The sequence below is a fragment of the Streptomyces sp. 184 genome (assembly GCF_045781775.1).
Taxonomy (GTDB): domain Bacteria; phylum Actinomycetota; class Actinomycetes; order Streptomycetales; family Streptomycetaceae; genus Streptomyces.
The window spans coordinates 6,159,339-6,173,404 of the sequence record NZ_CP123230.1; the positions used below are offsets into that span (position 1 = coordinate 6,159,339).

Consider the following 14,066-nt stretch of genomic DNA (forward strand, 5'->3'; position numbering starts at 1 on the left):
CGGGCGCCGTCCCGTACGGCACCCGGGGCCGGCCCGCCGACAGGCGGTGGCGGTGGTTCCGTTTCGCGGTCTGCCTGGTGGGCGGCAGTACACTCGACCGCTGTGGCGGACACCCAGTACGAAGACCTGTTGCGAACCGTGCTCACCTCCGGGACGGCCAAGGCCGACCGGACGGGCACCGGCACCCGGAGTGTCTTCGGGCACCAACTGCGCTACGACCTCGCGCAGGGGTTCCCCCTGATCACCACCAAGAAGGTGCACCTGAAGTCGATCGTGTACGAGCTGCTGTGGTTCCTGCGCGGCGACTCCAACGTCGGCTGGCTCCAGGAGCACGGCGTCACCATCTGGGACGAGTGGGCCGACGCGGACGGCGAGCTGGGCCCCGTCTACGGCGTCCAGTGGCGCTCCTGGCCCACCCCGGACGGCGCGCACGTCGACCAGATCAGCGACGTACTCGACACCCTGCGGCGTAACCCCGACTCCCGCCGGATGATCGTCTCCGCCTGGAACGTCGCCGAACTGTCCAACATGGCGCTGCCGCCGTGCCACGCCTTCTTCCAGTTCTACGTCGCCGACGGCAGGCTCTCCTGCCAGCTCTACCAGCGCAGCGCGGACCTCTTCCTCGGCGTACCGTTCAACATCGCCAGCTACGCGCTGCTCACGCACATGGTCGCCCAGCAGGTCGGCCTCGAACCCGGTGACTTCATCTGGACCGGCGGCGACTGCCACATCTACGACAACCACGTCGAGCAGGTGACGGAGCAGCTTTCGCGCAGCCCGTACGCGTTCCCGAAGCTGCGGCTGCGCCGCGCCGACTCGCTCTTCGACTACGCCTACGCGGACGTGGAAGTCCTCGACTACCGGCACCACCCGGCCATCAAGGCCCCGGTCGCGGTGTGAACACCGGGCTGATCTGGGCGCAGGCGCGCGACGGCGTGATCGGTGCGGACAACGGCATCCCGTGGCGGCTGCCTGAGGACATGGCGCACTTCAAGGCGACCACTCTCGGCCATCCGGTGGTGATGGGGCGCAGGACATGGGATTCGCTGCCGCCGCGGTTCCGCCCGCTGCCCGGCAGGCGCAACGTGGTGGTGACGCGCGACCCGCGGTGGGCGGCGGAGGGCGCCGTACGCGCCGGGTCGGTCGGCGAGGCGCTGGAGCTGGCCGCGGGCGAGGCGGGCGGTCCGGACGGGTCGGCCACGGTGTGGGTGATCGGCGGCGGGGAGGTCTACCGCGCCGCGCTGCCGCACGCCACGACGCTGTCGGTGACGGAGGTCGACACGGCGGTGGCGGGCGACACGTACGCGCCGGTGCCGGGACCGGAGTGGCGGCTCACCGAGGACGGCGGCTGGCAGGTCTCCCGCTCCGGACTGCGCTACCGGATCCGCAGCTTCACGAGGTGACGGCCCGGGCCGGGGGCCGTGGCGCGAGGTGCCCCGGGCCCCTGGCCCCGCTCGATGTCACAGGAGGCGCCTACCCTTGGGTGGGAGTGCGGGGTTGGTGGGTTATCCGGGCTTTTGCCAGGCGCCGACGCCGAGTTCGCCGGTCGTGCCGAGGTCGAGTTCCGGGGTGACCGTCACCGGGGCCGCGTCGGGCTTCGCCCACACGCGTACGTACGGGACGTCGACCGGCTCGCCGGCTTCGACGGTGTTGCGCCACACCAGTCGCGTCGATGCCCGCTCCCCCGGCGCCAGTGCCAGCGGGCGCGGCGGGGCGTCCGCGCCGGTGCCGGAGGCGATGGCGGCGCCGCCGCGGCGGATGCGTACGCCGGTGATCTCCCCGTGTTCCTCGTCGAGGAGTTGCAGTCGCGGGTAGCCCTCCAGGTGGTGGACCTCGGTGCCGCAGTTCTCCAGGTGCAGCCCGATGACCCGCAGCCCCATCGCCGCGTCGCCCTCGTCGGCGTACAGCCGCACCCCCGCCGGCGGGCACGGCCCGCCGGTCGACGGCGCCTCGTCCGCCGGGACGCTGCGCACCTCGCCGATCTGCACCTGCGCCGCGCGGTCTGCCGTCATCGGGTCGGTGACGTCGGCCTGGTGCGGCACCGTGCGGCCGGCCGGCACCGACTCCACGACCTTCTCCGGGTGCGACAGCACCTCGCCGGAGGCCGCACGGACCTCGAAGGTGACGGTGTACGTCATCGCCTCCCGCCCCCGGTTGGCGATCTCGAACTCCACCCGCACCGGCTCCGCGGTGGCCGCCTTCGTCTGGACCCGGGTGATCGTCACGCCGTCGACCTCGACCGGCGTCGGGTTGCCCGGCGCGGTGGGGGCCCCGGCGTCCGCGGTCCCGTCCGCCGACTCGGTGCCGCAGGCGGCGAGCAGGAGCACGGCGGCGAGGGCGAGGGGGCCGGCGTGGCGGAGGCGGGACACGCGGGTGGTTGGGTGCATGCGCCCAGTCGACCAGGGCGGATGCCCCGCGGCTGTGACGGGTGTCACTCCGTCGGCCACAGCACGGTCACAGTTGCCCCGGGTTCGAGCCTCCGGTGGCCGCTCAGCGTACGGGGACGCGCGCCAGGCGCAGTTCGTGCGCGCCGTCGGGGCGGGCGGCCTCGAAGTAGATGTGCCACGTGTCCCCGGCCACGACCGCGTCCACGTAGCGCAGCGAGCCCGTGCCGTACGGGACCGTCGCCCACGGCCCCTCGGTGCTGAGCCGGTGCCAGGTGCGCAGGTCGTACGAGAGCGCGAGGCCGCAGCGCTCCTCGTAGTTCTCCTCGTGGGAGGCGATGCCGTCGTAGAAGCCGAGCCAGCCGGCGCCGGGGCCGAGCGGGACGGCGCAGTTGAGCCGGGTCTGGTAGGAGTCCCAGCCGCTGCCGGTGGGCATGGCCTCGCCCTGCCAGGCGAACGTCGCGCCGCCGTCGAGGGAGACGGCCAGGCCTGTGGGGTGGGTGGTGACGCCGGTGTTGTAGATGTCGGCGGTGGCGTGCGCGCGGGCGGCGGCGTCGGCGGAGAGCCCGGCGCGCGCGTAGCTGGCGAAGAGGTAGGTGAGCGGGCCGTGCCGCAGGGTGTACGGGTCCTTGACCCCCTCGGTGCCGGTGCCGGCGGCGGTGAGCGCGGGGCGGGCCGAGGCGAGGTCGAAGGCGTCGGGGGCGGCGGCGTCGACGACGTCGATGCGCCAGCGGGAGTCGGCGGGGTCGACGTAGCTGAGGTAGAGCTGGTAGCCGCCGGGGACGGGCAGCAGGCTGAAGCGCTCCATCGAGTCGGTCCCCAACCGGCGGCTCTCCACCGCCCACACGTCGGTGAAGTCCACCCCGTCGTCGCTGACGGCGACCGCGCAGCGCCAGCCGCGCTCGCCGCCGGGGTGGCCGCGGGGGCGCCGGCGGCGGTACGTCATCAGCCAGCGGCCCTGCTCCGGTTCGTACAGCACCCCGGGGCAGCCGGTCCAGTAGCCGGGTTCGGGGGCCTCGGGGAGCATCACGACCTCCGCCTCGGCGGGGTCGAAGAGGGGCAGGGGCGTGCTGGTGCGGTGGGTCGGCATGCTGGTCAGCCTAGGAGCGCGTCCGCCGGGGGCGTAGCCCGCGCCACGTGACGGGCAGGTGAACTCGGGCGCGGGGGGCGGGCGAGGCGGGGCGGGTCAGGCGGGGCGGGTCAGGGGGCGCGCCAGGTGAGGGAGTAGCGGCGCAGGACGTGGCGGCGGTAGCGGACGCCGGGGAGCAGCCGGCGCGCCTCGGCGCGGACGGCGCCGTAGCTCATGTGCGGGGAGACGCAGGGCATGCCGGCCGGGAACGTGGCGCGGCGCACCAGCTTCGCGGTGCGTACGACGGGCGCGGCGGCGGCCGTGACGGCCCAGTCCCCGAAGCTCGCCTCGCGGGCCAGGCCGACGATCAGCAGGACGCCGCCGGCGCGCAGCAGGTCGCGCATGCGGGCGACGGCGGCGGTGAAGTCCATGTGGTGCACGGCGGAGACCGAGCAGATGAAGTCGTAGCCCGCGGCGGGCAGGTCGGCGGTGAGGAAGTCGCCCTCGACGAAGCCGGTCCCGGGGTGGTCGGCGGACAGTTCGCGGGCGCGGGCGATCATCGCCGGGGAGCTGTCGACGCCGGTGACGCGCCGTGCCCGCGCGGCGAGCTTGCGCGCGAGGAGGCCGTCGCCGCAGCCGACGTCGAGTGCGTCGCGGCAGCCGTCGGGGACGGCGCGCAGGATGCCCGGGTGGCGGGCGACGTTGGTGTTCCAGTACGGCGCGGGGTCGGTGTCCTGCATCGGTGCATGGTACGGACCTGAGGCGTACGGGCGCGGAGGGCGGATGCGGAGTGCGGGCGGACGCGGCGGGCGGCCGGGCGCGGAGTGCGGGCGGGCACGGCAGACGCGGCGGGCGCGGCGGTCTCGGAGAGCGGTATACGGGCCGTGTCGGCTCGCGCCTTCGCCGGGGCGGGTAACTGCCCTACGGGCCCGGACATTTGGCGCGTTCCCGCTTATCGGGGCACGGGTCCTGACGCGTTCTCTTGACGGGCCGTTCTCCGGAGCGTAACCATCCAGCGCAACGGGAGAGCGCTCTCCCGCTCTCCCTCCCCCACCCCAGGAGGCCCCGATGAGGAGATCGCGGCTCTACGCCGTACTCCTGCCGGCTCTGGCCCTGGCCCTGTGCGTCACCGCACTCGGTGCCATCGCCGTCACCGGCGAGACGGCCAGCGCCCGCACCACCGCCGCCGCGTCCGCGGACAAGTCCTCGGACAAGGCGGACCACGCCAAGCACGCCGGCCACACCCAGGCCCGCCCCGTCGCCTACGGCGACGACCCCGACGGCGACGGCTACATCCCCGCCGTCCCGCCCGTCACCGGCGTCCAGCCGTCCGACAAGGAGCCGCCCCACCGCTACTTCCACGAGTTCCAGGCCAACTGCTCGGTCACCCACACCAAGCCCGACGACCCGATCGTCTACCCCGGCCAGCCCGGCAAGTCCCACGACCACACGTTCATGGGCAACGACACCACCGACGCAAACAGCACCACCGCCTCGCTCGACGCCGGCGGCACCGAGTGCAAGGCGCCCGGCGACAAGTCCGGCTACTGGATGCCCACGGTCCTCAAGGGCGGCCAGCCCGTGCTGCCCGTGGGCGAGCAGGTCATCTACTACAAGGCCGGCGTGACCGACTACACCAGCGTCCGCCCGTTCCCCAAGGGCCTGCGCTTCGTCGTCGGCAGCCCGCTCCAGAGCGCCGAGGAGTTCCGCAACCACCCGGGCTTCGTGGAGGGCTGGGAGTGCGGCGAGAGCTACTTCAACGTCGACATCCCCGCCACCTGCCCCGGCAGCCAGGACACCCAGCTCAACATCCGGATGCAGGCGCCCAGTTGCTGGGACGGCCGCTACCTGGACACGCCTGACCACAAGAGCCACATGTCGTACCCCGTGGTCAAGGCCGGCACCAACAACAACGTCTGCCCGCAGAGCCACCCGGTGGCGCTGCCGATGATCGAGTTCAAGATGGCGTTCCCCGTGAACGGGGACATGTCGCAGGTCGCGCTCTCCAGCGGCCGCGGCTACTCCTTCCACTACGACTTCATCAACGTCTGGGACGACGCGACCCTCAGGGCCCTCGTCGACCACTGCGTCGTCGGCGCGCTCCAGTGCAACGCGCGCGGCTACGACGAGACCCACCCCGAAGCCGGCGCGGCCCTCAACGAGGACTACGAGCTTCCCTGACCCCCCACCGCTGGAGGAGACCCCTTCCCATGCACCCTCAACCCCCCGTATCTCCCGGCGCGGAAAGACCCCGGGGCGCCGAGTCCCGGGGCGCCGGCCGGCCCCGGGGCGCCGGCAGGTCCCGTTCCCGGGGCCTGCCGGCCGTCCTCACCGCCGGCGCCCTGCTGGCCGGTCTGACGGTCGCCCTCCCGGCGTCCGCGCAGCCGGCCCCGGAGCCCGCGGCCGGAGCCGGCGCCGCAGCCGACACCGCTGCCGCGGCGAGCGTCGTCGACGTGACCGGCTCGCAGGGCGACTGGCAGCTCACGGTCGACGGCCAGCCGTACACGGTCAAGGGCCTGACCTGGGGCCCGCCGGTCGCCCAGGCCGCCGACTACATGCCGGACGTCGCGTCCATGGGCGTCAACACCGTACGTACCTGGGGCACCGACGCCAGCAGCCGGCCGCTGCTCGACGCCGCCGCGGCCCACGGCGTCAAGGTCATCGCCGGCTTCTGGCTCCAGCCCGGCGGCGGCCCGGGCAGCGGCGGCTGCGTCAACTACGTCACGGACACCGCGTACAAGAACGACATGCTGGCCGAGTTCCCCCGCTGGGTCGAGGAGTACCGCGACCACCCCGGGGTGCTCATGTGGAACGTCGGCAACGAGTCGGTCCTCGGGCTCCAGAACTGCTACGCGGGCGAGGAGCTGGAGCGCCAGCGCAACGCGTACACCAGCTTCGTCAACGACGTCGCCAAGCGCATCCACCAGGTCGACCCGAACCACCCGGTGACCTCCACGGACGCGTGGGTGGGCGCCTGGCCGTACTACAAGCGCAACGCCCCCGACCTCGACCTGTACGCGGTCAACTCGTACGCCGCCGTCTGCGACGTGCGCGCCGCGTGGGAGGCCGGCGGCTACGACAAGCCGTACATCGTCACCGAGGGCGGCCCGGCCGGCGAGTGGGAGGTGGAGGACGACGCCAACGGCGTGCCCGAGGAGCCGTCCGACGTCGCCAAGGCCGAGGGCTACGGCAGCGCATGGGACTGCATCACCGGCCACGAGGGTGTCTCGCTCGGCGCCACCCTCTTCCACTACGGCATCGAGAACGACTTCGGCGGCGTGTGGTTCAACCTCACCCCGGGCAACCAGCGGCGGCTGTCGTACTACGCGGTCAAGGAGGCGTACGGCGGCGACACGAGCGGCGACAACACCCCGCCGGTCATCTCCGACCTGGCCGTGCAGAACGCGGGATCCGTGCCGGCGGGCCGGGAGTTCACGCTCTCGGCGGGCGTCACGGACCCCGACGGTGACGCGCTGACGTACGAGGTGCTGGTCAACAGCAACTACATCGACCAGGACAAGGCGCTGCGGCCGGCGCAGTTCCGGCAGACGGGCAACGGGACGTTCGCGGTCACGGCGCCCGACAAGCTCGGCGTGTGGAAGGTGTACCTGCGCGTAAAGGACGGCAAGGGCAACGCCGGCATCGAGACGCTGTCCTTGAAGGTCGTCCCGCCGCCGGTCGACGGCACCAACGTCGCCCAGGGCAAGCCCTCCACGGCGTCCACCGAGCAGACCGACGCCTACGGCGGCTGCCCCTGCGAGGCCGCCGACGCCACCGACGGGAGCCACACCACCCGCTGGGCCAGCTCGTGGGCCGACCCGCAGTGGCTGCGCGTGGACCTCGGCGAGCGGACGACGTTCGACCACGTCCAGCTCGCGTGGGAGGGCGCCTACGCCAAGGCGTACACGATCCAGGTCTCCGACGACGGCCAGAACTGGCAGACGGTGTACGAGACCGCCGCGGGCAACGGCGGGATCGACGATCTGGAGGTCTCGGGAACCGGCCGCTACGTGCGGATGAACGGCACCGCGCGCGGCACCGGATACGGGTACTCGCTCTACGAGTTCGGCGTGTACCGATGATCGATCAGCCGTTGGAGAGCGGTTTCCGGCGCGTGCTATAAAGGCGCGTATGGGCCGACCGCCGACGCTGGAGGACGTGGCCCGGGTCGCCGGAGTGTCCCGGGCCACGGTCTCGCGCGTGATCAACGGCACCCGGAACGTGGACCCCGCGATCCAGGAGACCGTCCGCGCGGCCGTCCGCACCACCGGCTACGCGCCCAACAGCGCGGCCCGCTCCCTCGTCACCCGGCGCACCGGCGCGGTGGGCCTGGTGATCTCCGGCGCCGGCGAGGGCGACGACGAGTCCGCGTACCGGCGCTACGTCTTCTCCGACCCCTTCTTCGGCCGCGTCGTGGACGGCGTGATGGGCGCGCTGCGCCCGCGCGGCATGCACCCGATGCTGATGCTCGCCGAGACCGCGGACGCGCGCGAACAGGTCGTCGCCCACCTGCGGCAGGGCATCGCGGACGGCGCGCTGCTGGTCTCCACCCACGGCGAGGACCCGCTGCCCTGCCTGCTCACCCAGGCGGGCGTGGCCACGGTGCTGTTCGCCCGCCCGGCCCGGCCCGTCCCCGCCGGGTACGTCGACCTCGCCCACCGCGACGGCGCCCGGCTGGCCGCCGAACACCTGCTGGCCCGCGGCTGCCGCCGGCCGGTGACGATATGCGGCCCGCTGGACGTCCTGGCCGGGCAGGAACGCCTCGACGGCTTCGGCCAGGCGATGGCCCGCCGCGGCCACGCGTACGTGCCGTGCGCGGAGGGCAACTTCACGGCGGCCAGCGGCGAGCAGGCGATGACCCGGCTGCTGCGCGAACACCCCGACCTGGACGGCGTCTTCGCGGCGAACGACCTGATGGCGCGGGCCGCGGTGCAGGTCCTGGGCGAGCAGGGCCGGCGGGTCCCGGAGGACGTGGCCGTCGTCGGCTTCGACGACAGCAGCGCGGCGACCGCGGCGCGCCCAAGACTGACGACGGTGCGCCAGCCCGTGGAGGAGATGGCGGGCGAGATGGTCCGCCTCCTGCTGGCGGCCCTGGAGTCCCCGGAGGCACCGCCGCAGTCGGTGATCTTCGAACCGGAGCTGGTGGTACGCGAGTCCGCGTAGCGGGGCCGCACGGCTGCGTGGCGCCGCGCAGGACACCGAACCGCACAGCCCGGTCGTCGGCGGTTCAGCCCGCAGAGGCGTCGACGGCCTCCCCGGACACCACCTGGCGCATCCGTTCGCCGAGCATCCGCAGGTAGTCGGCGGCGACGAACTCCTCCGCCGGGTCCTCCGCCTCGAAGTAGGTGCCGAGCCCGAGGAGTGCGACGAGCACCAGCGCCAGTCCGGCCAGCGAGACCCGTACGACGCGGGGGTTCTGCATGGTCACGGGCCCCGGGGAGATGGTGGTGCGCCCCTTCACCGTGGAGCCGGCGATGCTGATGCTGCCCTGCATCCCGGCAGTCGCGGCCGTCGCGGCCGTCACCGGGGCGTGGGCCGGAGGCGGCGGGGCGGCCAGCGCGGCGGCGAGGCCGCGGGCGAACTCCTCGTCGCCCTCGACCGCTTCCGCCAGTACGGTACGAAACCGCCGCCGCGCCTCCGGATCGTCGGGCCCGGCGCCCAGCTCCGCCACGGCGGCCCGCCCCTCCTCGGTACGCGACAGCCGCTCCACCACCATCCCGTAGACGGCCTGCCCCGCCCCGGCCCCCGCGGCGGTGGCCGCCCCACCGGCTAACTGCGCAACGATCCCCGTCACAGCCTCGATCGCGGAACTCCCCCTCATGGCCCCACCCCACGGGATGCCGTCGAGTACGCACATACCCCGGCGGGTCGTCGGGCAAGGGTCACCGGTCCCAGAGTTCCGCGGGAGACGCGGGGATGGTCAGCCGGGCCCAGGCGAGGGTGCCGCCGCGCAGCGGGTTCGCCCCCCATTTCTCGGCGAGTCTGTCGACGATGAGCAGACCGCGGCCGGAGTCGGCGATCTCCTCGGCGCCGGGGGCTTCGTCGGCCAGGAGGGGCTTGCCGACGTCCGACTCGGCTACGTGATCGATGAGCCGGACCGGTCGGCGCGGGCCCTGGTCGACCACGTTGATCATCAACCAGCGGTCCCGCAGGTGCAGTCGGAACTCGATCACGCGGCTGGTGGTGTGCAGAACCGTGTTGGCGGCGAGCTCCGACACGATCAGCTCGGCATCCGCCCGAACCCCGGCCGGGACCTGCCATTCCACCATCCAGTACCGGGCGATCGCGCGGGCAGTGCCGGGCGTCGAGCGTGCGCCCGGCAGAAAGAAGCTGACGTCCTGTCCGCGCCCGCGCCACCGGACCGCCGCACGGGCGGTGAAGTGGTCGAACACGACCGAGGGAGAGGCAGCGCTGCGGTACTGGATCACGACCGCACCCACTCTCCGGCGACGCGGGCCGAGGTGCGCGGAACGTCACTTGCGGCGGGGGCAGTTGAGGGCTTTACGCAAGCCAGATGGGCCATGTGCACTCCATTGAGCCAGCCGCCGCGATCACAAGATGTGATCATGGCGACGCTGTGTGTAATCTCGGCCGAGCATGGCACGGGTTCCCCGCTATTGGAAGTCCATGGCTTTTGGAGTCCCACGAAGGAGTAGATGTGAGCAATCAGGCAGCGCGCGCGTACGCTCAGTTAGTGATCCTGGGAGGTGGTTGGGCGTGACCACACGCTCACTCGGGCTGGCCGGCCGGATGCAGATCGCACGCGGCTTGACGCAGCTACGCGAGCGGAACGGGATGACGCAGATCCAAGTCGCCGAAGAAGCGGGCGTCGGGAAGTCCACCGTGAGCCGCTACGAGACCTGGCAGGACCGCTCGCGTATCCGCTGGGCCACGGTCCGCGCCATCGCCGATGCATGTGGCGCCTCCAGGGAGGAACGCGAAGCGCTCGTCTCCATCGCCAAGGCACAGGACGACGGCTGGTGGGTCGGCAACCCGGCGGTGCCGGAGTGGATGGATCCCCTCGTCTCCTTCGAGCACGAAGCCACCTACGAGCACGTGTTCGCCAATGGCTTCGTTCCCGGATTGCTGCAAACGCGCCGCTACGCGATGGCAGTTCACGAGGCCCGCGAAGTGCGACGAGCGCATCCGGAGGTAGAGCGGATGACGGAGGCGCGGATGCAGCGTCAGACCATCCTCGAACGCACAGAGTCCCCCATGCATCTCTGGGTGGTTCTGGACGAGGCGGTGCTGCATCGTGTGGTCGGCTCCGCCGACGTGATGCGGGAGCAGTTGGAGCACTTGCAGGAGGTCATGCAACGGCCCAACGTCGACATCCAAGTGCTCCCGTTCACCACGGGTGCGCACGCGGCAGGCGCCGGGCACTTCGTCATCCTCGGCAGAGACGACGAAGGCGAGCCGCAGAACTCCATGGGCATCGTGTACATCGAAATGCGGCGCCGCGGGCTCTACTTGGACGTTCCGGACGACGTTGCCGCTTATAGAATTACGTTCGATTACCTTCGTTCCCAGGCGGCCGACACGTCGGCATCCGCCCGACTGCTCGGCGCAGTACGACAGGAGATCTCCCGATGACTCACCGTCCCTCCCCCCTTCCTGCCGAACCATCCGGGCGCTGGTTCAAGAGCAGCTACAGCGGTCCCGACGGCAACGAGTGCGTCGAGGTCGCCGACCTCGGCGCGAACCGCGTAGGCGTGCGCGACTCGAAGAACCCGTCGGGTCCCGTACTCACCTTTGACCGCAGTGCGTTCGCCGACTTCGTCACCGCTCTCACCGCAGATCGGCTGACCTAGCCGACACTCCCGGATCCGGGGAAGACCACCGAAGGGGCCGCCCGTTGGGCGGCCCCTTCTGCGGGCCCGCCCGCGCGGCGTATCCCCGTGAAGCAGTCGGCGGGGCGTCCGCGTACTCCCCACGCACGCCCGCCGGTTACTCCCCGTGTGCGATGACCCCCGCCGCGTACGCGGTCACGCTGGTACGCCACTCTCCGACGTGCCAGGCGACCAGCGGGGGACCCATGTTGCAGGTGCACTTCACGGCAGCCGATCTCGCGCGGGTGCGCGTCGCGCCCGCGCCCGACCCCTTGTGGGAGATCACCAACAGCTTCCAGCTCCTCATGGCCCGCCGGGTCCCCCCGGCGCTGCGCGCGTGGCACGGCCGCGTCCGCCCGCTGCTGCCCGCGAGCAGCCGCCTGCTGGCGTCGCTGCTGCCGCCCCGCGGCTACTCCCCCGACTTCCTCACCCCCGAACTCGACGGCCCCGCCGACCTCGACCGGGCCCTCGCCGCCGTCCTCGGTACGCCCCGGTCCGTACTCCGCCGCGACCTGGCCCGGCTCGCCGCCTCGCGCGGCGGGCTGCGCCCGCTGCCGGTCGAGGTGCGCGCCCTGGCGGCGGGCGAGCCCGCGGCGCTCCGCCGGCTGGCCGCCGCGCTGCGGGCGTACCACGGGCGGGCGCTGGCGCCCTACTGGCCGGGTATCCGCGCGCAGGTGGACGCGGACGGCGCGGTTCGCGCCCGGGCGGTGCTCCGGGGCGGCACGGCCGGGCTCTTCGCCGGCTTCCGGCCGGTGCTGCGCTGGGAGCCGCCGCTGCTGCGGGTCGACTATCCCGTCGTACGGAACGTGCGGCTCGACGGCCGCGGCCTGCTGCTCCAGCCGGGCTTCTTCTGTCTACGAAGACCGGTGATGCTCGCCTCGCCCGGCGCGACACCGGCCCTCGTCTACCCGATCCAGCACACCCCCGACTGGCTCCCGTCCCGCGGCGCCGGGCCCGCCGCCGCGCTCGACGCGCTCATGGGCCGCACCCGGGCCGCCATCCTGGAGGACGTCGCCCCCGGCCGTACGACCGGCGAACTCGCCCGCCGGCTCGGTGTCACCGAAGCCGCCGCGAGCTACCACACCGCCGTCCTGCGCCGCGCGGGTCTGCTGCTGAGCATCCGCCGTGGCCGGCACGTACTGCACACGCTCACGCCGCCCGGCACCGTGCTCCTGGAGAGTCCGGCGGGTGATCGGACCGACGCTTAAAGCAGCGTTTGAGTGTGTGGCCCGGTGCGGTCCGGCGCGGGCAGGCTGAGGCGCAACACGGGGGAACGTCACGGGGGATTCATGCGACGACGCACCAGCGCCACCGCCGGCCTGCTCGCCGCCGCGGCGGCGACGCTTGCGCTGCTGACGGGCTGCACGGGGGACGGCACATCGAAGGCCGGCCCGGCGGGGGCCGCGGGTCCGGCGCGCGAACTCACGCGCGCCGAGCAGGCCCGCCTCGAAGACACCGAACAGCGCCTCGTCCGGCGGTGTATGGGACGGCGGGGCTTCTGGTATTGGGTCTTCCCGCGAGTCGGCGCCGATACGGAACGGGCCTTCTCCGACGACTTCGTCCAGGACGACGTCGCCTGGGCCCGCGAGCACGGCTACGGCGGCCGGCTCCAGAAGGCGTTCTTCGCCCAGAAAAAGCGCGACCGTAACGTCGCCTACCGCAAGGGCCTTACCTCCGACGAACGCAAGCGCTACAACGACGCGCTGTCGGGCGGTCCGGACAGTCCGGTTCTCTCCGTGAAGCTCCCTGGGGGATCCACCGTCGGCAGCATGCTCGGCGGCTGCGAACTCGCCGCCCGGGAGAAGCTGTACGGGGACGCGGAGGCGTTCTACCGCGCCGAGAAAGTCGCCACGAACCTCAGCGCCCTCTACTCGCCCCGGCTCATGCGCGACAAGCGCTTCACGGCGGGCGTACGGGCGTGGTCGGCGTGCATGAGGAAGGCGACCGGCCGCGCGTACGCGACCCCGGATGCCGCCCGCGTCGAGGCGGAGGAGCGGACCAGGGGCCTGAGCGGCGAACGGGCGCACGCCGTCGAGGTCGGCCTCGCGGTCGCGGAGGCCACCTGCGCACAGGAGACCTCCCTGGCCGCCACCCTCGCCGACCTGGACCGCACGTACGGCGACCCGGTGCGCAAGCGGTACGGCGAGGAGATCGCCACCGCCAACAGCATGAGGCTGGCCGCCCTGGAACGGGCCGACCGCGCCTCGTGAAGACCCCATCTCTCACCGAGTACGGAGAAAGAAAGGGAACGACGCCATGCGCAAAATCCATGCCGCCCTGGCGGGTGCAGTCATGACCGTGACGGCGAGCACGATGTTCGCCGGCAGTGCCGAGGCGGGACCGGTGGCGCCCGCGGCGAGTGATTGCGCGAGCCTGTGGCAGCAGTACGCGGAGGACGGCTATCTGCGCATCTACGACGGGGTGGACTGCACGCAGTACCTCGACGCCGCCGCCGGCAACGACAACAACTGGAACGACAACGTGGGCCCGATAGAGAGCCACGCCAACGACAGGGCCACATCGCTGCTCAACACCGGCACCTACAGCGGGGGCATCAGCAACATCCAGTTCTGGCAGGACGCGAACCGCCGCGGCAACACCGGCTGCCTGGCCAGGGCCGACCGGTACGTCCGCGACCTGTACAACGAGGACCTGCTCACTCCCGACGGCGAGATGATCCGGCGCGCGGACAACAGGATCACTTCCCACCACTGGCGGTCGAGCTGCACCAACCGCTGGAGGTAACCGTCCAACACCGCGCCGCCCGGGACCCGCGCCCGGGCG

15 protein-coding genes are annotated in these 14,066 nt (G+C 72.6%); 10 read left to right on the forward strand and 5 right to left on the reverse strand.

All coding sequences use genetic code 11. From position 1 onward, the window contains the following. Window positions 1–102 precede the first annotated feature (102 nt). A complete protein-coding gene (locus QBL21_RS26205; RefSeq protein WP_407564683.1) occupies window positions 103–900 on the forward strand; it encodes a thymidylate synthase in 798 nt (265 codons plus the stop codon). Then, the gene (locus QBL21_RS26210) at window positions 897–1,403 is read left to right on the forward strand and encodes a dihydrofolate reductase (protein ID WP_407564684.1); all 507 of its coding nucleotides are present in this window, start codon (window positions 897–899) and stop codon (window positions 1,401–1,403) included. Before QBL21_RS26205 ends, QBL21_RS26210 begins: the two co-directional genes overlap by 4 nt. 102 nt (window positions 1,404–1,505) lie before the next feature. On the opposite strand, the gene QBL21_RS26215 is transcribed toward QBL21_RS26210, so the two are convergent. The 3 genes from QBL21_RS26215 to QBL21_RS26225 form a co-directional block, all read right to left on the reverse strand. Next, complete coding sequence (locus tag QBL21_RS26215; RefSeq protein WP_407564685.1) at window positions 1,506–2,387, reverse strand: DUF4232 domain-containing protein; 882 nt, start codon at window positions 2,385–2,387, stop codon at window positions 1,506–1,508. Window positions 2,388–2,490: 103 nt separating this feature from the next. Next, on the reverse strand, window positions 2,491–3,474 hold the full coding sequence (locus QBL21_RS26220; protein ID WP_407564686.1) for a hypothetical protein: 984 nt from the start codon (window positions 3,472–3,474) through the stop codon (window positions 2,491–2,493). Between the two features lie 110 nt (window positions 3,475–3,584). After that, window positions 3,585–4,193 carry a class I SAM-dependent methyltransferase gene (locus QBL21_RS26225; RefSeq protein WP_407564687.1) on the reverse strand — a complete coding sequence of 203 codons (609 nt, stop codon included), beginning with the start codon at window positions 4,191–4,193 and terminating at the stop codon, window positions 3,585–3,587. Window positions 4,194–4,521: 328 nt separating this feature from the next. On the opposite strand from QBL21_RS26225, the gene QBL21_RS26230 reads away from it, so the two are divergent. From QBL21_RS26230 to QBL21_RS26240, 3 genes are read left to right on the forward strand one after another with little or no spacing between them, the layout of a single operon-like run. Continuing rightward, window positions 4,522–5,634, forward strand: a complete 1,113-nt coding sequence (locus tag QBL21_RS26230; protein WP_407564688.1) for a DUF1996 domain-containing protein — start codon at window positions 4,522–4,524, stop codon at window positions 5,632–5,634. A 29-nt stretch (window positions 5,635–5,663) separates the two neighbouring features. After that, window positions 5,664–7,535, forward strand: a complete 1,872-nt coding sequence (locus QBL21_RS26235) for a discoidin domain-containing protein (RefSeq protein WP_407564689.1) — start codon at window positions 5,664–5,666, stop codon at window positions 7,533–7,535. Window positions 7,536–7,584: 49 nt separating this feature from the next. Further along, window positions 7,585–8,616: a LacI family DNA-binding transcriptional regulator gene (locus QBL21_RS26240; RefSeq protein WP_407564690.1), complete on the forward strand. Its 1,032-nt coding sequence runs from the start codon at window positions 7,585–7,587 to the stop codon at window positions 8,614–8,616. Between the two features lie 64 nt (window positions 8,617–8,680). Here QBL21_RS26240 and QBL21_RS26245 read toward each other — a convergent pair whose 3' ends face one another. Next, complete coding sequence (locus tag QBL21_RS26245) at window positions 8,681–9,247, reverse strand: hypothetical protein (protein ID WP_407564691.1); 567 nt, start codon at window positions 9,245–9,247, stop codon at window positions 8,681–8,683. An 88-nt stretch (window positions 9,248–9,335) separates the two neighbouring features. Next, window positions 9,336–9,881, reverse strand: a complete 546-nt coding sequence (locus QBL21_RS26250; protein ID WP_407564692.1) for an ATP-binding protein — start codon at window positions 9,879–9,881, stop codon at window positions 9,336–9,338. Window positions 9,882–10,170: 289 nt separating this feature from the next. Here QBL21_RS26250 and QBL21_RS26255 point away from each other — a divergent pair, with 289 nt between their 5' ends. The 5 genes from QBL21_RS26255 to QBL21_RS26275 all read left to right on the forward strand — a co-directional run bounded on the left by QBL21_RS26255 (window position 10,171) and on the right by QBL21_RS26275 (window position 14,027). Then, window positions 10,171–11,046 carry a helix-turn-helix domain-containing protein gene (locus QBL21_RS26255; RefSeq protein ID WP_407564693.1) on the forward strand — a complete coding sequence of 292 codons (876 nt, stop codon included), beginning with the start codon at window positions 10,171–10,173 and terminating at the stop codon, window positions 11,044–11,046. Beyond that, complete coding sequence (locus QBL21_RS26260; RefSeq protein ID WP_407564694.1) at window positions 11,043–11,264, forward strand: DUF397 domain-containing protein; 222 nt, start codon at window positions 11,043–11,045, stop codon at window positions 11,262–11,264. The genes QBL21_RS26255 and QBL21_RS26260 overlap by 4 nt, the downstream gene beginning before the upstream one ends. A 224-nt stretch (window positions 11,265–11,488) precedes the next feature. Beyond that, complete coding sequence (locus QBL21_RS26265) at window positions 11,489–12,490, forward strand: ArsR/SmtB family transcription factor (RefSeq protein WP_407564695.1); 1,002 nt, start codon at window positions 11,489–11,491, stop codon at window positions 12,488–12,490. A gap of 81 nt (window positions 12,491–12,571) precedes the next feature. Then, window positions 12,572–13,492 (forward strand): hypothetical protein, encoded by a 921-nt coding sequence (locus QBL21_RS26270; RefSeq protein WP_407564696.1) that lies wholly within the window; start codon window positions 12,572–12,574, stop codon window positions 13,490–13,492. A gap of 46 nt (window positions 13,493–13,538) precedes the next feature. Beyond that, window positions 13,539–14,027, forward strand: coding sequence for a hypothetical protein (locus QBL21_RS26275; RefSeq protein ID WP_407564697.1), 489 nt, complete (start codon window positions 13,539–13,541; stop codon window positions 14,025–14,027). Window positions 14,028–14,066: the final 39 nt, after the last annotated feature.

Bases quoted from the DNA above. Each gene is read 5' to 3' on its own strand.
- QBL21_RS26260 (WP_407564694.1), top strand. From the start codon at position 11,043: ATGACTCACCGTCCCTCCCCCCTTCCTGCCGAACCATCCGGGCGCTGG.
- QBL21_RS26220 (WP_407564686.1), bottom strand. From the start codon at position 3,474: ATGCCGACCCACCGCACCAGCACGCCCCTGCCCCTCTTCGACCCCGCC.
- QBL21_RS26215 (WP_407564685.1), bottom strand. From the start codon at position 2,387: ATGCACCCAACCACCCGCGTGTCCCGCCTCCGCCACGCCGGCCCCCTC.
- QBL21_RS26230 (WP_407564688.1), top strand. From the start codon at position 4,522: ATGAGGAGATCGCGGCTCTACGCCGTACTCCTGCCGGCTCTGGCCCTG.
- QBL21_RS26270 (WP_407564696.1), top strand. From the start codon at position 12,572: ATGCGACGACGCACCAGCGCCACCGCCGGCCTGCTCGCCGCCGCGGCG.
- QBL21_RS26225 (WP_407564687.1), bottom strand. From the start codon at position 4,193: ATGCAGGACACCGACCCCGCGCCGTACTGGAACACCAACGTCGCCCGC.
- QBL21_RS26235 (WP_407564689.1), top strand. From the start codon at position 5,664: ATGCACCCTCAACCCCCCGTATCTCCCGGCGCGGAAAGACCCCGGGGC.
- QBL21_RS26275 (WP_407564697.1), top strand. From the start codon at position 13,539: ATGCGCAAAATCCATGCCGCCCTGGCGGGTGCAGTCATGACCGTGACG.
- QBL21_RS26240 (WP_407564690.1), top strand. From the start codon at position 7,585: ATGGGCCGACCGCCGACGCTGGAGGACGTGGCCCGGGTCGCCGGAGTG.
- QBL21_RS26265 (WP_407564695.1), top strand. From the start codon at position 11,489: ATGTTGCAGGTGCACTTCACGGCAGCCGATCTCGCGCGGGTGCGCGTC.